General features: G+C 53.1%; 17 protein-coding genes. 9 read left to right on the forward strand and 8 right to left on the reverse strand.

Annotation, left to right across the window (positions count from 1 at the left end):
- Window positions 1–18: 18 nt before the first annotated feature.
- Entirely contained in the window at window positions 19–1,299 is a 1,281-nt protein-coding gene (gene hemL / locus ACPUC7_RS17485; protein ID WP_343553249.1) for a glutamate-1-semialdehyde 2,1-aminomutase, read from the reverse strand.
- A gap of 220 nt (window positions 1,300–1,519) precedes the next feature.
- Here hemL and erpA point away from each other — a divergent pair, with 220 nt between their 5' ends.
- The gene (gene erpA / locus ACPUC7_RS17490) at window positions 1,520–1,867 is read left to right on the forward strand and encodes an iron-sulfur cluster insertion protein ErpA (RefSeq protein ID WP_343553250.1); all 348 of its coding nucleotides are present in this window, start codon (window positions 1,520–1,522) and stop codon (window positions 1,865–1,867) included.
- A 35-nt stretch (window positions 1,868–1,902) separates the two neighbouring features.
- Here the strand turns inward: erpA and ACPUC7_RS17495 are convergent, their stop codons facing one another.
- The 3 genes from ACPUC7_RS17495 to mtnN form a co-directional block, all read right to left on the reverse strand.
- Window positions 1,903–2,154 (reverse strand): hypothetical protein, encoded by a 252-nt coding sequence (locus tag ACPUC7_RS17495; RefSeq protein ID WP_494923860.1) that lies wholly within the window; start codon window positions 2,152–2,154, stop codon window positions 1,903–1,905.
- A 107-nt stretch (window positions 2,155–2,261) separates the two neighbouring features.
- A complete protein-coding gene (btuF, locus tag ACPUC7_RS17500; RefSeq protein ID WP_494923861.1) occupies window positions 2,262–3,071 on the reverse strand; it encodes a vitamin B12 ABC transporter substrate-binding protein BtuF in 810 nt (269 codons plus the stop codon).
- Window positions 3,064–3,762 carry a 5'-methylthioadenosine/S-adenosylhomocysteine nucleosidase gene (mtnN, locus tag ACPUC7_RS17505; protein ID WP_343553253.1) on the reverse strand — a complete coding sequence of 233 codons (699 nt, stop codon included), beginning with the start codon at window positions 3,760–3,762 and terminating at the stop codon, window positions 3,064–3,066. The genes btuF and mtnN overlap by 8 nt, the downstream gene beginning before the upstream one ends.
- Before the next feature lie 97 nt (window positions 3,763–3,859).
- On the opposite strand from mtnN, the gene dgt reads away from it, so the two are divergent.
- From dgt to ACPUC7_RS17525, 4 genes are all read left to right on the forward strand, one after another.
- Window positions 3,860–5,353: a dGTPase gene (dgt, locus tag ACPUC7_RS17510; RefSeq protein ID WP_494923862.1), complete on the forward strand. Its 1,494-nt coding sequence runs from the start codon at window positions 3,860–3,862 to the stop codon at window positions 5,351–5,353.
- Between the two features lie 136 nt (window positions 5,354–5,489).
- Window positions 5,490–6,932 (forward strand): serine endoprotease DegP, encoded by a 1,443-nt coding sequence (gene degP / locus ACPUC7_RS17515; RefSeq protein WP_494923863.1) that lies wholly within the window; start codon window positions 5,490–5,492, stop codon window positions 6,930–6,932.
- 184 nt (window positions 6,933–7,116) lie between these two features.
- Complete coding sequence (locus tag ACPUC7_RS17520; RefSeq protein WP_494923864.1) at window positions 7,117–8,274, forward strand: CdaR family transcriptional regulator; 1,158 nt, start codon at window positions 7,117–7,119, stop codon at window positions 8,272–8,274.
- Window positions 8,275–8,276: 2 nt separating this feature from the next.
- The gene (locus tag ACPUC7_RS17525; RefSeq protein WP_494923865.1) at window positions 8,277–9,497 is read left to right on the forward strand and encodes an alginate lyase family protein; all 1,221 of its coding nucleotides are present in this window, start codon (window positions 8,277–8,279) and stop codon (window positions 9,495–9,497) included.
- Window positions 9,498–9,543: 46 nt separating this feature from the next.
- Here ACPUC7_RS17525 and ACPUC7_RS17530 read toward each other — a convergent pair whose 3' ends face one another.
- From ACPUC7_RS17530 to map, 4 genes are all read right to left on the reverse strand, one after another.
- Window positions 9,544–9,933, reverse strand: a complete 390-nt coding sequence (locus ACPUC7_RS17530) for a DUF3461 family protein (protein ID WP_343553259.1) — start codon at window positions 9,931–9,933, stop codon at window positions 9,544–9,546.
- Window positions 9,934–10,226: 293 nt separating this feature from the next.
- A complete protein-coding gene (gene dapD, locus ACPUC7_RS17535; protein ID WP_343553260.1) occupies window positions 10,227–11,051 on the reverse strand; it encodes a 2,3,4,5-tetrahydropyridine-2,6-dicarboxylate N-succinyltransferase in 825 nt (274 codons plus the stop codon).
- Window positions 11,052–11,127: 76 nt separating this feature from the next.
- Window positions 11,128–13,782 carry a bifunctional uridylyltransferase/uridylyl-removing protein GlnD gene (glnD, locus tag ACPUC7_RS17540; protein ID WP_494923892.1) on the reverse strand — a complete coding sequence of 885 codons (2,655 nt, stop codon included), beginning with the start codon at window positions 13,780–13,782 and terminating at the stop codon, window positions 11,128–11,130.
- A gap of 70 nt (window positions 13,783–13,852) precedes the next feature.
- The gene (map, locus tag ACPUC7_RS17545; protein ID WP_343553261.1) at window positions 13,853–14,647 is read right to left on the reverse strand and encodes a type I methionyl aminopeptidase; all 795 of its coding nucleotides are present in this window, start codon (window positions 14,645–14,647) and stop codon (window positions 13,853–13,855) included.
- A 318-nt stretch (window positions 14,648–14,965) separates the two neighbouring features.
- Between map and rpsB the strand changes: the two genes are divergently transcribed.
- From rpsB to frr, 4 genes are all read left to right on the forward strand, one after another.
- On the forward strand, window positions 14,966–15,685 hold the full coding sequence (rpsB, locus tag ACPUC7_RS17550) for a 30S ribosomal protein S2 (protein ID WP_007893898.1): 720 nt from the start codon (window positions 14,966–14,968) through the stop codon (window positions 15,683–15,685).
- 182 nt (window positions 15,686–15,867) lie between these two features.
- Entirely contained in the window at window positions 15,868–16,719 is an 852-nt protein-coding gene (gene tsf / locus ACPUC7_RS17555) for a translation elongation factor Ts (RefSeq protein ID WP_494923866.1), read from the forward strand.
- A gap of 155 nt (window positions 16,720–16,874) precedes the next feature.
- The gene (pyrH, locus tag ACPUC7_RS17560) at window positions 16,875–17,600 is read left to right on the forward strand and encodes a UMP kinase (protein WP_007893903.1); all 726 of its coding nucleotides are present in this window, start codon (window positions 16,875–16,877) and stop codon (window positions 17,598–17,600) included.
- Between the two features lie 143 nt (window positions 17,601–17,743).
- Entirely contained in the window at window positions 17,744–18,301 is a 558-nt protein-coding gene (frr, locus tag ACPUC7_RS17565) for a ribosome recycling factor (protein WP_494923867.1), read from the forward strand.
- Window positions 18,302–18,345 lie beyond the last annotated feature (44 nt).

Genomic DNA, 18,345 nt, shown 5'->3' on the forward strand with positions numbered 1-18,345 from the left:
ATCGGCGCCCTTATTACGTTATAGCTTCGCGAAGCTGCGGCGTGCCGCATCAATGGTGCGTTGGATATCTTCTTTGCTATGCGCCAGCGACATGAAGCCCGCTTCGAACGCGGATGGCGCCAGATACACGCCTTCTTCCAGCATCAAATGGAAGAAACGCTTAAAGCGTTCAACATCGCACTGAGTCACATCCGCGTAGCAAGTCACGCTTTCCGCATCCGTGAAGAAAATCCCGAACATGCCGCCAACGTGGTTGATCACCAGCGGGATGTTTTCCGCTTTAGCCGCGGCCAGCAAACCTTCTGACAGTTGCGTGGTCAGATCGGTCAGCGTGCTGTGGGTGCCCGGCTGCGCAATCTGCGACAGACAAGCAAAGCCCGCCGCCATCGCAATTGGGTTGCCAGACAGCGTGCCCGCCTGGTAAACCGGGCCGGTAGGTGCCAGCGCATCCATCACATCGCGACGACCACCAAATGCGCCTACGGGCATGCCTCCGCCGATGATTTTTCCGAGGCAGGTCAGATCTGGCGTCACATCGTAATAAGCCTGAGCGCCGCCCAGTGCCACACGGAAACCGGTCATCACTTCGTCGATGATCAGCAATGCGCCGAACTCGTCGCACAATGCGCGCAGGCCCGGCAGGAAATCAGGCTGTGGCGGAATGCAGTTCATGTTGCCCGCGACCGGCTCAACGATGATGCAGGCGATATCGGCGGGATATTGCTCGAACGCCTCGCGCACGCTGGCTAAATCGTTATAGGTGCAGGTCAGCGTGTGTTTGGCGAAATCCGCCGGTACGCCCGGAGAATTAGGTTGGCCGAGCGTCAATGCACCGGAACCGGCTTTCACCAACAGGCAATCGGCGTGGCCGTGATAGCAGCCTTCGAATTTGATGATTTTGTCGCGATGGGTGAAGCCGCGCGCCAGACGAATGGCGCTCATGGTGGCTTCGGTGCCGGAGTTAACCATGCGCACCATATCCATGCTTGGCACCAGTTCGCACACCAACTCAGCCATTTTCACTTCCATTTCAGTCGGCGCACCAAAGCTCAAGCCACGTGAGGCCGCTTCAATCACCGCATTACGGATGTTGGCGTTGTTGTGACCCAACACCATCGGGCCCCACGAACCGACATAATCGATGTAACCTTTGCCATCGGCATCATACAAATAGGCGCCGTCAGCGCGTTCGATGAACAGCGGCACGCCGCCTACACCGGTAAAAGCACGTACCGGAGAGTTCACACCGCCGGGGATCAGGCGTTGCGCTGCGGCATACAGGCTTTCTGACTTACTCATTATTCTGCTCCTGCTGTTCGGAAAAAATTGGCGCCATTCTACGGGAAGAACGGCCTGCGGTGAAAGGCGCGTAGGCACGAAAGCCTCAAGCATGGCTATACTTTAGCGCAAGGCAGGCGGCACACAGTGTCAAGCACGGCACTTGATTGCACTGGACGGCTGGCAGATAATAGCGAAATTAAGGTCGTTTTCTGACCTCGACGTTTACCCGGAGTAAAAGATGAGTGACGACTTAGCAGCACTGCCTTTGCAATTCACTGATGCAGCAGCTAAAAAAGTGAAAAACCTGATTGCTGATGAAGAAAATCCAGAACTGAAATTGCGCGTCTATATCACCGGCGGCGGTTGCAGCGGTTTCCAGTACGGCTTCACGTTTGACGATCAAATGAATGACGGCGACATGACCATCGAGAAACAAGGCGTGGCGCTGGTGGTCGATCCTATGAGTCTGCAATATCTGGTGGGCGGTTCGGTGGATTACACCGAAGGTCTGGAAGGTTCACGTTTTATCGTGACTAACCCGAACGCCAAAACCACCTGCGGTTGCGGCTCTTCCTTCAGCATCTAATGCTGCTTCTGGCTGCCGTCCTGGTAGCCAGATTCTTACCATTCAACAGTGACTAAACGCGCGGATTCGCGGCGTTGAGCATCGCGTTTTAATACCCGTTCAGTGATACGTGGCTGTGCGCTAAAGTGGCGGCCACAATCAACGGTTGGCAGCGTTTTTTCACTCTGGCGTGAAATATCGCAACGTGAAAAGATCGTCAGCGTGACGGCGATAGAACCGGTTGATGTCGCCGCACTCAGTGGTGCAGCGATTACGAGTCCTATGGCCAGCAGCAGAGCTCTGGTCATGAATAGTTCCTGGTGAAGACAAAATTGCGCTAGGCGCTAAAAAGGGCACAGAGCATACGTGGCGGCTGTGCCTTGTATTATGATTTACGACAAATTTTGCCGAATCTTTAATCTTTATTGGTGCTTTTTTTCGTCGGATGTAAATCGGCGCACAGTTGTTTCGCTGCCAATAACATGCGCGGGCCGGGACGACTGAGCCAATCATCATTGATGGCGATCACCGGCACATTAAGCTGTGGCTGCCAGAATTTGGCGATACTGGCAGCGTGCGCGGCGTCTCCGCCAATCACAATCGCTTGCGGATGGCGCATTAACACCTGCTCGCGGCTCACCTGCGGCCAACTGACGCTGCTATCGGAAAAAATATTCCTGCCGCCGCACAGTTCAATGACCTGATTTTGAAGCGTATTACGTGACGCGGTAAACAGCGGTTGCTGGCCGAACTGCAAGAACAACGCGATGGGCGTTTGCTGCTGATACTGCTGACGCAACGCCGCTTCCTGCTGGCGCAGCGCTTGCGCGGCATCTATCGCCTGCTGCGGTTGCGGGCTCCACTGTTTTAATCCGGCAAGCGCATCAATCATTTGATCGATAGTCTGCGGATCGATCCACTCAACCTTAATGCCAAAACGTTGCAGTTGTTCGATTTGCCGCTGCGGATTGCCGCCACGCCACGCCAGCACCACATCCGGCTTGAGTTGCAAGATGCGCTCCACCTTAATTCCTTGCCAGTTGGCGACTTGCTCCAACACTTTAGCCTGCGGCGGATAGTCAGAATAGGCGCTAACCGCAATCGGCGTGATGCCAGCGGCAAACGCCAGTTCAGTCAGGTGCGGGGAAAGGGTGATGACGCGCGGTGCGGCGGCAAACAGGCTATTGCACAGTAGCAATAGCCCAAGCAGAACATACTTAGCCACGCGCCAGCTGTACCAGCAGGTTTTCCACCATCAATGACGATTGTTTCGCGGCAACGCTGAGGAATTCGTCAAAGCTGAGGTGAGATTCCTGATCGGCGACATCAGAAATGGCGCGTACCACCACAAATGGCACCTTGAACTGATGGCAAACGTGACCAATCGCCGTGGCTTCCATTTCAACCGCAATCGCCTGCGGGAAGGTGCTGCGGATGCGCGCCAGCGGTGCAGCGCCATTAATGAACGCATCGCCGCTAACTACCAAGCCGCGTACGGCATTGAGGTCGAGCTGTTTGATCACCTGTTCGGCGGCGGCAATCAGCTTGTCATCAGCGGTGAACGCCGCTGGGCAACCGGCCATTTGGCCTGGCTCATAACCAAAAGCGGTGACATCGGCATCGTGATAGCGCACTTCGTCAGATACCACGATATCGCCGACTTTCAGCGTAGGCGCTAATCCGCCAGCAGAACCGGTGTTAACCACCACGTCCGGCTTGCACAGCTCCAGCAACAAAGTGGTGCCGAGTGCGGCGGCGGTTTTACCAATGCCTGATTTCAGCAGCGCCACGTCAACACCGTTGATTGCGCCAGTGTAAATTTCGCAGCCCGCCAGCGTGAGTGTCTGGCGGTTTTCAATCTTGTCTCGCAGCAGAGTAACTTCCTGCTCCATCGCGCCAATAATGCCTACTTTCATAAGAATCTCGCTAATTTAATGGATGTCACGCGTAAAAGTGAGGCATAGTCTACCATGGCTGATTGAGGATGAATTCACGAAAAAATAAGGGGTAATTATGGCGACGATCAATTTCAGGAAGAAGATCAGTTTTACCCGCCCTTATACCAGCCGCAAAGATCCCGAAGGCGAATACTTTATTACCCGCCATTTTGAAAGCGACCGTGGACGTATTATTAATTCCGCCGCGATTCGCCGTCTGCAACAAAAAACTCAGGTCTTCCCATTAGAACGTAATGCCGCCGTGCGCTCACGTCTGACGCATTCGCTCGAAGTGCAGCAAACCGGCCGTTACATCACCAAAGAGATCCTGCAAGCGCTGAAAACGCAAGGCGGCGGGTTAGCGAATTACGGCCTGGATGAGTTTGAAGGCGCGTTTGAAAGTCTGATTGAGATGGCGTGTTTGCTGCATGATGTCGGCAATCCACCGTTTGGTCATTTCGGTGAAGCGGCAATCAACGATTGGTTCGATGATAATCTACCCGCAGAGTTGGTCGATCCGCTGGTGGCGGGCGTGGCAGACGATAACGATCGTAAAGCTTTCGACCAAATGAATGCCATGATCCGCCAGGATTTATGCCATTTCGAAGGCAACGCGCAAGCGATTCGTCTGGTGCATACGCTGCTGCAACTTAATCTCAGCTACGCGCAAGTGGCCTGTATTTTGAAATATACCGCGCCGGCTTGGTGGCAAGGTGATAAACCGGCTGAGTTCAGCGTATTAATGAAAAAACCGGGATTCTATTTATCCGAACGGGAATATGTTGCCGAATTACGTGAAGCCACCCATATTCCAGAGCATCACCGTTTCCCGCTAACGTGGATAATGGAAGCCGCCGACGATATCTCATATTGCATTGCCGATCTGGATGACGCGGTGGAAAAAGATATCTTCCATGTCGAAACCCTATATAAGCATCTGCTTGATGCATGGGGACCGGTTAAAACCGGCGATGTGTTCAGCCGCACCATCGGTGATGCGTGGAAAGAAGCCAACCAGAAAAAACGCCGCAGTATCAGCGATCAATTCTTTATGTCGCTGCGCGTTAACGTGCAGAATGTGTTGGTCAGTCATGCGGTACGGCGATTTATTGATAATTTACCGGCGATTTATGAAGGCAATTTCAATCACGCGTTGCTGGAAGATGAAGGTGATGAAGGGCGCTTGCTAAAGTTATTTAAAACCGTGGCGCGCCAGCAGGTATTTAATCATCCGGAAGTGGAGCAACTGGAATTACAAGGCTATCGGGTGATTAAAGGATTGCTGGAAATATATCAATCCTTATTGTTATTGGATTACGAGCAATTCACCACCTTGATGCAAGATGATTTTCTGGCGAAACATCCGATTGAAACCCGACTGTTTCATAAACTTTCGGGCAAACACCGTAAAGCCTATCAGCAGCATATGCGTTCATTAATTGTCGAGCATAAATATCAGCGCTTATTGTGGGAACGCTATTATCGTGCACGTCTGATTCAGGACTACATTAGCGGCATGACGGACAATTATGCGTGGGATGAATATCGACGTTTAATGGCGGTTGAATAAGCGCAGTTTTGTAAAGATGGCGAACAATTTTTTACCTTTGCCTAAAACTTTATTAGGAACTTCGCGCTAAAAACTTAATCTCACCATCACGACCACAGCAATGGTCTGACCGCAATTCTTAGAGAGACACAGAAAAATGAAAAAAAATTCCATTATGCTGGCGTTGGCGCTGAGTTTCGGCGCGGCTGCATTGAGCCCTGTGAGTGTGTTCGCCGCAGAAACCGCTTCCTCATCGACCCAGCAATTGCCAAGCCTGGCACCGATGCTGGAAAAAGTCATGCCTTCGGTGGTGAGTATCAGCGTGGAAGGCAGCACCACGGTGAAAACGCCGCGTATGCCGCAGCAGTTCCAGCAATTCTTTGGTGATAATTCACCTTTCTGTCAGGACGGTTCACCGTTCCAGAGCTCACCGATGTGCCAAAACGGCGGCGGTGATGGCGGCGCTGATGGCGGTGCCAACGCGCAGAAACAACCTTTCCGCGCATTAGGTTCTGGTGTGGTGATCAATGCCGATAAAGGCTACGTGGTCACCAATAACCACGTGGTAGATAACGCCACCAAAATTCAGGTTCAGCTCAGCGATGGCCGTCGTTATGACGCCAAAGTGATCGGTAAAGATCCGCAGTCGGATATCGCCCTGATTCAGTTGCAGGACGCGAAAAACCTCACCGCGATTAAGATTGCTGATTCCGACAATCTGCGCGTCGGCGATTACACCGTGGCGATCGGTAACCCCTACGGCTTGGGTGAAACCGTGACGTCCGGCATCGTTTCCGCGTTGGGCCGCAGCGGCTTGAACGTGGAAAATTATGAAAACTTCATTCAAACCGATGCGGCGATTAACCGCGGTAACTCCGGCGGCGCGTTGGTTAACCTTAACGGTGAACTGATCGGAATTAACACCGCGATTCTGGCGCCGGACGGCGGCAACATCGGTATCGGCTTCGCGATTCCTAGTTCGATGGTGAAAAACCTCACTGCGCAGATGGTGGAATATGGCCAAGTGAAACGCGGTGAGCTGGGCATTATGGGCACCGAGTTGAATTCTGAACTGGCGAAAGCGATGAAGGTCGATGCACAGCGCGGCGCCTTTGTTAGCCAGGTATTGCCGAACTCCGCTGCGGCTAAGGCTGGCGTGAAAGCCGGTGACGTAGTGGTATCGATGAACGGTAAAGCACTGACTAGTTTTGCCGCGTTGCGTGCTGAAGTCGGTTCGTTGCCGGTTGGCACCAAGCTGGAGTTGGGCTTGCTGCGTGACGGCAAACCGGTCAACGTTACGGTTGAATTGCAGCAGAGCTCGCAGGATAAAGTGCAATCCGCCACCATTTACACCGGTATCGAAGGTGCCGATCTCAGCAATATCGACAGCAATGGCCAGAAAGGCGTACGTGTTGATAACGTCAAACCGGGCAGTGCCGCTGCGCGTATCGGCCTGAAGAAAGGTGACGTGATTCTGGGTGTGAACCAGCAAGCGATCGCTAATCTGGGCGAGCTGCGTAAAGTGCTGGATACCAAACCATCGGTGCTGGCATTGAACGTACAGCGCGGTGATAGCAGCCTGTATCTGCTGATGCAGTAACATTGTAGATTGTTGATGAAGGCGAGCTGCGGCTCGCCTTTTTTACGCCTGCGCAAATGTCCGGTACTGAATGTGACGCCCACCGCAATTCCCGTAATCTCTCTCCGGCTATGTGCAGTTGCACAATGCCAGCACATTATTCGATGCGTATTCTGTCTGTTCGTCTTTATTTCCGGAGTGATTGATGGCCACCTATCATCTCGATGCGCGACTGGCTCAGGATATCGTTGCCCGCACCATGAAAATTATTGACAGCAATGTCAACGTGATGGATGCGCGCGGCCGCATAATTGGCAGCGGCGACCGCGAGCGTATTGGCGAATTGCACGAAGGCGCGCTGCTGGTGCTCTCGCAGGGCCGCGTGGTGGATATCGATGACGCAGTGGCAAAACATCTGCACGGCGTGCGTCCTGGCATCAATTTGCCACTGCGCATTGATGGCGAAATTGTCGGTGTGATCGGTTTGACCGGCTTGCCGGCTGCGCTGCGCCATTACGGCGAATTGGTGTGCATGACGGCGGAAATGATGCTGGAGCAGGCGCGGTTACTGCATATGCTGGCGCAGGACAGCCGTTTGCGCGAAGAGTTGGTGCTCAATCTGATCCGCAGTGAAACCTTATCGCCTGCGCTGAGCGAATGGGCGCAACGACTCGGTATCGATCTCAATCAACCGCGGGTGGTGGCGGTGGTGGAAGTGGACAGCGGTCAGTTGGGCGTTGATAGCGCGATGTCGGAGTTGCAGCAGTTGCAAACGCTGCTTACCACGCCGGATCGTGACAACCTGATTGCTATCGTGTCGCTCACTGAAATGGTGGTACTGAAACCGGCGCTCAACGCGCATGGTCGCTACGATCAAGACGATCATCGGCGTCGAGTCGATCAACTGTTGCAACGCATGAAAGAGAGTGGACAAGTGCGGATGCGTATCGCGCTGGGTAATTTCTTCACCGGTCCCGGCAGCATCGCCCGTTCGTATCGCACCGCGCGCACCACCATGATGGTCGGCAAGCAACGTATGCCGGAACAGCGTAGCTATTTCTACCAGGATCTCGTACTGCCTGTGCTGCTTGATAGCTTACGCGGTGGCTGGCAAGCCAACGAGCTGGCGCGTCCGTTAGCCAAGCTTAAAAGCATGGATAACAACGGTTTGCTGCGCCGCACGCTGGTGGCGTGGTTTAGCCATAATGTGCAGCCCAGCGCCACGGCGCGCGCGCTGTTTATCCATCGCAACACGCTGGAATATCGTCTTAATCGCATCTCTGAATTGACCGGATTGGATTTGGCTAACTTTGATGATCGACTACTGTTATACGTGGCACTGCAACTGGACGAACAAAGTTAATCATGACATTGAAAAACTTACTGCTTGCGTTGTTATGGCTTTATAGCGCGTTCAGTTTTGCTAACGATCCCGCGTTTATGTCCTTGAACGATCTGCAACGGGTGAAGCAGCAGTTGGCAGAACATCAGGCCGCTGCGCCCACCCTTGAAGCCTGGCAGCAATTACAGCAACAGGCTGATAAAGCCTTAAAGCATCCCAATCCCAGCGTAACCGACAAAGGTATGTTGCCGCCCAGCGGTTCTAAGCATGATTATCTGAGCTTAAGTGCTTATTGGTGGCCGGATGCCAGCAAAGCTAAGGGATTGCCGTGGCAGCGCCGCGATGGCGAAGTCAATCCGGCCAGTAAGAATGATCAAAGTGATGGCGTGCGTCTGGCGCGTTTTACCGCTGATTTTCAAGCGTTGGCGTTAGCGTGGTACTTTTCCGGCGATCAACGTTATGCCGATAAAGCGCTGGCGATGATGCGCCATTGGTTTATCACTCCTGATAGCCGCATGAATCCAAATCTTAAGTTTGCGCAAGGCATTCCCGGGCGCAGCACGGGTCGTCATGATGGCGTGCTGGATGGGCGCTACTTCGCTACGCGCGTGGTTGATGCGTTAACCTTGTTGCGTAACGCGCCCGGCTGGCAGCAAGCCGATGAAACCGCGATGCAGGGTTGGTTTAGCGATTACCTGCAGTGGCTGCGCCATGATCCGTTAGCGTTGCAGGAAGCCGCCGCGAAGAACAATCATGGCAGCTGGTACTGTACGCAAGTGGCGGGCATTGCCTGGTATTTGGGCGATCGCGAAACCGTTAAAGCGATGGTGCAATTAGCACGTAATAAGATGGCGAGGCAAATTGGTGCCGATGGAATGCAACCGCTTGAATTGGCGCGTACGCGATCCTTCCATTACAGCTATTTCAACCTGCAGGCGCTAACCGCGCTGGCACAACTAGCCAGCAAAGCTGGGCTAGGTGATTTGTGGCATGGCCCGCTGCTGAACGCGCTCGACGCGATGGCACCGTATAGCGATGCCACCAAAGCGTGGCCGTGGAAGAATCGTGATCGTGTCAGTCAGCGCTTAATTCCGCTGCTTTCGATTGCCGATAACAGTTTGCAGCAGCCGCACTATCAGCACTGGATTCAGCAAACGCAATGGTCGGATAAGAAGAGTGGCGGGGCAGTAATGCAGGCGCAGCGCGATACCTGGCTGCTTTCGCTGCCTTATCAGCAGCCATAAAAAAGGCCAGCATCCGCTGGCCTTCATCTCAATGTGCAACCAACAATTATTTGTTGCGTGTCAGCTGATCGAGGTCTGATTCGATCTCAGCGATCTTGTTTGAAACCACGCTTTCCAGATGACGCAGATCGGCGAGGATTTTGCGTTTCAGATCCACTTCAACCTGGTCGCGCTGGCAAATCTGATCCAGCTCATCGATCACATAACGCAGGTTCGGGCTGATTTCCTGCACTTCTTTGTAACCCTGGCTGGTGTGATCGGCGACAACGGTTTTGCGCTGACGTGGGTATTTGAATTTCACGCTTTTGGCGAAGAATTCACCTTTGTCTTTGCGGAAGTAGATTTTCAGAATGTCGTTGTTAGCTTCCTGACGCAGGCTGTAACGGTCGATGTCGTCGGGGTTGCTGATACCTAAGCTTTTCAGGTTGTCGTACATAGCGTTTATATTCCATCTAAGAGTGGGTGAGCGCGCAGGACTATCATCATCATTCGGGATGCGGCAGAAACGCTGCAACCGGAACGCTTACGGCATACTTAATCAACTGTAGACACAAAAACCGGGATGAACAGTGCGCGACCGGAGTTAACTTGGCGCGGATTATGAACTGTTTGAAAATTAAACGCACGTGTTAATTCGCGGCGCGAAACAGGTAATTTGATTGGCTGTGTAAACAAATAATTACGGGTCTGAATACAGACCCGTCGGCAGCAATTTAAGGCGGGAAAAACTTAGTCGATGGTGCGCAGCAGTTCGTTGATACCGGTTTTGCTCAGCGTTTTCGCATCAACTTTCTTCACGATAACTGCGCAGTACAGGCTGTAGCTGCCATCTTTAGAAGGCAGGTTACCGGAAACCACCACAGAACCCGCAGGTACGCGGCCGTAATGCACTTCGCCAGTTTCGCGGTCAAAGATTTTGGTGCTCTGACCGATGTAAACGCCCATGGAGATCACTGAACCTTCTTCAACGATCACGCCTTCAACGATTTCAGAACGTGCGCCGATGAAGCAGTTGTCTTCGATGATGGTTGGATTCGCTTGCAGCGGCTCCAGCACGCCACCGATGCCGACACCGCCAGACAGGTGTACGTTTTTACCGATCTGCGCGCATGAACCCACGGTCGCCCAGGTATCCACCATGGTACCTTCATCAACGTAAGCACCGATGTTGACGTAAGAAGGCATCAGCACGGTGTTGCGTGCGATGAATGAACCCTGGCGCACCGCCGCAGGTGGCACCACACGGAAGCCCGCGCTCTTGAAACGTGCTTCATCCCAACCGGCAAATTTCATCGGCACTTTGTCATAAAAACGCGTTTCAGCGCCTTCAATCACTTCGTTGTCATTGATGCGGAAAGACAGCAGCACCGCTTTCTTCAGCCACTGATGCGTTACCCACTCACCGTTGATCTTTTCAGAAACGCGCAGTTCACCGCTGTCCAGCAGGCCGATAACCTGGTTGATCGCTTCACGGGTTACGCTGTCTACGCTGGCTGGCGTGATGTCGGCGCGGCGCTCAAAGGCAGATTCGATAACGCTCTGTAACTGTTGCATGATGATTTCCTAAGTCTGTCAAACGGGTGCCAGCATCGCACTGGCACGGTAAATAAATTCGATTAATCGATTGCGGTCACACTTTATCGGTTGGATTAAGGGCCTCTGTCAACCTCTGTTGCAGCACATTGCGCATTTCAACGCCAAGCGAGCGACGCTCGCTATCGGCAAGGATGAAAAGATCCTCAACCCGCTCACCGATTGTACTGATGCGCGCGCCGTGGAGCGATACGCCTAAATCTGCAAATACTTCCCCCACGCGCGCCAGCAAGCCCGGCTGATCGAGTGCCACCAGTTCCAGATAGCTGCGGCGATCGGTGTGTGTCGGCAAGAAGTTCACTTCGGTATCGACGCTGAAATGTTTAAGTCGGGCCGATTGACGACGCGTGCGTGGCGGCACCCATTCGGTTTGCGTAATCGCCTGTTCCAGCGCCTGAATGATCATCGGATGACGATCGGCGGCCAGCGGACTGCCATCGGGCTCGAGCACGATAAAGGTATCCATCGCCATGCCGTCGCGGCTGGTGAAGATCTGCGCATCGTGCACGCTAAGATTGCGGCGATCCAACTCGCCAGCCACCGCAGCAAACAGATGCGGGCGATCCGGACTCCAGATAAAGATCTCGGTGCCGCCGCGTGTAGCTTGCGGACTGACCAGCACCAGCGGCTTATTCAGGTCATGATGGATCAAATGCCGCGCGTGCCACGCCAGTTGGTTCGGCGTGTGGCGCAGGAAATAGTCGGCGCGGCAACGGCTCCAGATATGGTGTAAACGCTCTTCGTCGAGGTTCTCCATGCGCAGCAGCGCCAGCGCTTGCAGACGATGATGACGCACGCGCTCGCGCAGATCCGGGCTGTTCTCCATGCCGCGACGCAGCTGTTTTTCAGTAGCAAAGAACAACTCACGCAGCAGGCTCTGCTTCCAACTATTCCACAGACTTTCGTTGGTGGCGCAAATGTCGGATACCGTCAGACATACCAAATAACGCAGGCGATTCTCGTTCTGCATCACTTCGGCAAACTGCTGAATGACCGTTGGATCCTGGATATCACGGCGCTGGGCGGTGACCGACATTAACAGATGATGACGTACCAGCCAGGCGACAAGTTGCGTTTCGCGCGAGTTAAGGCCGTGCAGCTCGGCAAAATCCAACGCATCTTGTGCACCGAGAATCGAGTGATCGCCATTGCGGCCTTTGGCAATGTCGTGCAACAGCGCGGCCATCAACAACAATTCTGGCTGCGGCAGGCGCGGCCACAACTCTACGCACAGCGGATGCATCGGGCGCGTGGCTTCATCAGCAAAACTTTCCAGCTTCTGCAACACACGAATGGTGTGCTCATCCACGGTATAAGCGTGGAACAGATCGAACTGCATCTGACCGACGATGTTGCCCCACAGCGGCGTATACGCCCACAACACGCTGTGTCGATGCATCGGCACCAACGCGCGTTTCACCGCGCCCGGATGACGCAAAATCGCCATAAAGATTTGTCGCGCTTCAGGAATCTGACACAACGGCTGTTTCAGATGACGGCGCGCATAGCGCAGCTGACGCAAGGTGGTGGAGTAAATGCCTTTGATATTTTCGTTGCGCACCATCACGTAGAACATACGCAGAATCGCCTGCGGTTCGCGTTCAAACAGCGTGGGATCGCGCAAGTCGATTAAGTTGCCGCGGATTTGGAAATCATCATCAATGGGGCGCGGCTTTTCTGTGGTTGAAAGCGCCAGAATTGCCTCATCAAACAGTTGCAGCAGCATTTGATTCAGTTCGCCGATGCGACGCGTGACGCGATAAAAATCCTTCATCATGCGTTCAACCGGCTCGTTGACTTCGCCGAGATAATTGAGGCGTTGTGCGACGGTGAGCTGGCGATCAAACAGCAGGCGGTTGTCGTAACGCGGCAGCGTTAAGTGCAGTGCAAAACGAATGCGCCACAGAAATTCCTGACACTCATTGATTTCATTGCGTTCTGCTTCGGTGATAAAGCCAAAACCGACCATTTCATCCATGGTGGTGGCACCGAAATGGCGACGCGCCACCCACTGCAAGGTATGGATGTCGCGCAGGCCGCCAGGGCTGCTTTTGATGTCGGGTTCGAGATTGTAGCTGGTGCCGTGATAGCGTTGATGGCGTTCTTGCTGCTCTTCAATTTTCGCAGCAAAGAAGCGCGATGATGGCCAGAATCCATCGCTGAAGATGTTCTTCTGCAACTCAAGAAACAGCGCGACATCGCCGGTCAGCATGCGCGATTCGATCAGGTTGGTGGCAACGGTGAGATCGGATAACCCTTCGAGCAGGCACTCTTCGAGGGTGCGCACGCTGTGGCCGACTTCGAGCTTTAAATCCCACATCAAGGTCAGCAGTTCGCTGGTGCGCTGCGCGGCGGTGTCATCCAGTGGCTGGCGGCTGAGGATTAACACGTCAATATCTGAGAGCGGATGCAGTTCGCCACGACCGTAGCCGCCTACCGCAACCAGCGCGATTTCTTTCATTTGATCGAAGCCAAAGAACCGCCACAGGCGGCGTAGCAGGCGATCGATAAACAGCGTGCGCGCATCAATCAGCGATTCGATATCGGTGCCAGCATCAAATGCGATGCCAAGATTTTGCTGAAATTGCTCAAGATACTGTTTGAGCTTGTCGCGCGTCAGGGCTTCGTCGGGCCAGCTGGCGGGGGAATCGGTCAGGCCTTTGTGTACTGCTTCGGTCACGCTACCACTCATCAACATGCCTCTTCATTACGCACATAAAAAAGGCCAGCTATAAGCCGGCCTGGTACTGTCAGGGAGATGACTACGCGACGTTTTCAAGCACCGCTGGAATGGTGTCGTCTTCACGCAGCGTCAGAATCTCACAGCCGTTTTCAGTCACCACAATAGTATGCTCATACTGCGCGGACAAGCTGCGATCTTTGGTTTTCACGGTCCAGCCATCCTTCATGGTGCGGATGCGATAATCGCCAGCATTGACCATCGGTTCAATGGTAAAGGTCATGCCCGCTTGCAGTACCACACCGCTGTCGTCGGCATCATAGTGCAGCACCTGCGGCTCTTCATGGAAGCCTTTGCCGATGCCGTGACCGCAATATTCACGCACCACCGAGAAATCCTGCGCTTCAACATACTGCTGAATCGCACGGCCCAGTTCACGCAGACGAATGCCTGGTTTCACCAGACGCAGCGCGATATACAGGCTTTCCTGGGTGACGCGGCACAGGCGCTCGCCCTGGATGGTCGGTTTGCCGACGATGAACATCTTCGAGGTGTCGCCGTGATATTCATCTTTGATTACCGTGACATCGACGTTGACCACATCGCCATCTTTCAGCACGCGATCGTCGCTAGGAATGCCGTGACACACCACTTCGTTAACTGAAATACATACCGATTTCGGGAAACCGTGATAGCCGAGACAGGCTGAAATGGCCTGCTGCTTCTCGGTGATATGTGCGTGACACAAACGATCAAGTTCACCGGTAGTGACGCCCGGCACAACATGCGGTGCAATCATTTCCAGCACTTCAGCGGCCAGACGGCCCGCGACGCGCATTTTTTCGATTTCTTCAGGGGTTTTAATTGAAATAGCCATTAAATTAATCCGCGATCGTCGAAATTTTCGACAATAATGAGTTCTGTGGCAGTCATGTTAGCAGCCAGCAAAAGGGCTGCCAAATGGCGATTGTCTGCGCCTGTAGGTGGTAACAACTATTGGCGTATTCCTGCGCATTGTGGTATAAAGCGCGCCGACGATTCTCTGTCACCGACGTTTGGCTGGCAGGAAACGCATAAAACTCATTATGTGTACTAAAACACACATGTATCGACACATACGCCGGGGTGCCTTGAAAGAGGTCGGTCGTATGGGATACATGGAGGCCCAACCCCAAATCAAACTTTAGAGGTAATCATGGCAACTGTTTCAATGCGCGACATGCTCAAGGCTGGTGTTCACTTTGGTCACCAGACCCGTTACTGGAACCCGAAAATGAAGCCATTCATCTTCGGCGCACGTAACAAGGTTCACATCATCAACCTCGAGCAGACTGTGCCAATGTTCAACGACGCTCTGGCTGAGTTGAAAAAGATCTCTTCCCGTAAAGGTAAGATCCTGATCGTTGGTACTAAGCGCGCTGCTGCCGAAGCGGTAAAAGAGTCAGCTCTGAGCTGCGACCAGTTCTTCGTAAACCACCGCTGGTTGGGTGGCATGCTGACTAACTGGAAAACCGTTCGTCAGTCAATCAAACGCCTGAAAGATCTTGAGTCTCAGTCTCAGGACGGTACTTTCGACAAACTGACCAAGAAAGAAGCGCTGATGCGCACTCGCGAACTGGCCAAGCTGGAAAACAGCCTGGGCGGTATCAAAGACATGGGCGGTCTGCCGGATGCACTGTTCGTTGTTGACGCTGATCACGAGCACATCGCTATCAAAGAAGCAAACAACCTGGGTATCCCAGTATTTGCTATCGTTGATACCAACTCTGATCCAGACGGCGTTGACTTCGTTATCCCAGGTAACGACGATGCGATCCGTGCTGTAAGCCTGTACCTGACTGCCGTTGCCACTACCGTGCGCGAAGGCCGTTCACAGGACCTGGCTGAGCAGGCTGAAGAAGCTGCTGAAGCTTAATAAGGTTCGCTCTTTCTAAGAGCCCTTAGACATCAGATGTTATCTGTTAAGGGGGCCGTTCAGGCCCCTTTATTTTATCTAAGTCTGTCACGCTTCTCTCTGAGCGAGCGGGGCAGAGTAAATTTTCCGCAACAAGTTTCTGACAGTGTGTGAACACACAGAGACGAATCGAGGATTCTGGAATGGCTGATATTACCGCTGCATTGGTAAAAGAACTGCGTGAGCGTACTGGCGCAGGCATGATGGACTGCAAAAAAGCGCTGACTGAATCAAACGGCGACATCGAGCTGGCGATTGAGAACATGCGTAAATCTGGCGCAATCAAAGCCGCTAAGAAAGCAGGCAACGTGGCTGCTGATGGCGTGATCAAAACCAAAATCGCTGACGGTTACGCAGTGATTCTGGAAGTAAACTGCCAGACTGACTTCGTAGCAAAAGATGCCGGTTTCCAGGCGTTTGCTGACAAAGTTCTGGATGCTGCAGCTGCAGGCAAAGTTACTGATGTGGAAGCTCTGAAAGCGCAGTTCGAAGAAGAACGCGTAGCGCTGGTTGCTAAAATCGGTGAGAACATCAACATCCGTCGTGTTGCGATCCTGGAAGGTGCTGAGCTGAACAGCTATCAGCACGGCGCGCGTATCGGTGTTGTGGTTTCAACTGCCGGTGCTAGCGAAGAGCTGAGCAAGCATGTTGCTATGCACATCGCAGCAAGCAAGCCAGAATTCGTTACCCCAGAAGACGTTTCTGCTGACGTGGTTGAGAAAGAGTACCAGGTTCAGTTGGACATCGCCATGCAGTCTGGCAAGCCAAAAGAAATCGCTGAGAAAATGGTTGAAGGCCGTATGAAGAAATTCACCGGCGAAGTTTCTCTGACCGGTCAGGCTTTCGTTATCGACCCAAGCAAAACCGTTGGTCAGGCGTTGAAAGAGCAAAACGCTAAAGCCATCAACTTCATCCGCTTCGAAGTGGGCGAAGGCATTGAGAAAGTTGAAGCTGACTTCGCAGCAGAAGTTGCTGCAATGTCCAAACAGTCTTAATGGTCCGAAAGAACCGCCTCAAGGCGGTTCTTTTTTGCCTGTAATTTAGTACGGCACTTTTCAGTCTCATCCCAATAGCTTTTTTAGCGCGCTTTGCGGATGATCGACCAGATTTTACTTCTCCTTTTCATCATATCTTCCAGGAAGAATTGACCATGGCGACCAACGCAAAACCTGTATATCAACGTATCCTGCTAAAACTGAGTGGCGAAGCACTGCAAGGTGCCGAAGGTTTTGGTATTGACGCGAGCGTGCTTGACCGCATGGCGCAAGAGGTTAAAGAGCTGGTTGAATTGGGCATCCAGGTGGGTGTGGTTATTGGTGGCGGTAACCTGTTCCGCGGCGCAGGTCTGGCCCAAGCGGGTATGAACCGTGTGGTCGGCGACCATATGGGCATGCTGGCCACGGTAATGAACGGTTTGGCAATGCGTGATGCGCTGCACCGTGCGTATGTCAATGCGCGTTTGATGTCAGCGATTCCGCTGAATGGCGTGTGTGATAACTACAGCTGGGCGGAAGCGATAAGCCTGCTGCGCAACAACCGCGTGGTGATTTTCGCGGCCGGTACCGGTAACCCATTCTTTACCACTGACTCTGCAGCCTGCCTGCGCGGCATCGAAATCGAAGCTGACGTGGTTCTGAAAGCCACCAAAGTAGACGGCGTCTACTCTGAAGATCCGGTAAAAAATCCGGATGCAACGCTGTATGACCAGCTGAGCTATGCCGAAGTGCTGGATAAAGAACTTAAAGTGATGGATCTTGCGGCCTTTACGCTGGCGCGTGACCATAAACTGCCTATCCGCGTCTTCAATATGAACAAACCTGGCGCACTGCGTCGCGTAGTGATGGGTGAAAAAGAAGGCACCCTGATTACGCATTAATACCCGACGCAAGTTAAAATAAGGTATATTCTTTTGCCGCGGTGCTCCGTCATCGCGCAGCAATTAGGATGATCGATGTTTATCGATACCACTTCCGGTTCGCCCGGAGATGGCCAGGTCAAACCGAATCCAAGGGTTTCAACGTGATTAACGACATTAAAAAAGATGCTGACACGCGCATGGAAAAATGTGTGGATGCATTCAAAAACAACATCAGCAAAGTGCGCACCGGTCGTGCTTCGCCTTCACTGCTCGACGGCATTGTTGTTCCTTACTACGGTACGCCTACGCCGCTGCGTCAGCTGGCTAGCGTGACCGTTGAGGATTCGCGTACGCTGAAAATCAACGTGTTTGATCGCTCACTGAGCGCCGCGGTTGAGAAAGCCATCATGGCTTCTGACTTGGGTCTGAACCCAAGCTCAGCCGGTAGCGACATTCGTGTGCCGCTGCCAGCGCTGACCGAAGAGCGTCGTAAAGATCTGATCAAGATCGTGCGTGGCGAAGCAGAGCAGGGCCGTGTCTCTGTGCGTAACGTCCGTCGTGATGCTAACGACAAGATCAAAGCGTTGTTGAAAGACAAAGAGATCAGCGAAGACGACGAACGTCGCTCGCAGGATGAGATCCAGAAAATGACTGATGCGCATATCAAGAGTGTTGATACTGCATTGGCCGACAAAGAGAAGGAACTGATGGATTTCTAATTCCATCAATTGCCTGTCAAAACGCCGTACAGAGACGTGTTCTA

The organism is Pantoea sp. CFCC18179, from assembly GCF_059412405.1.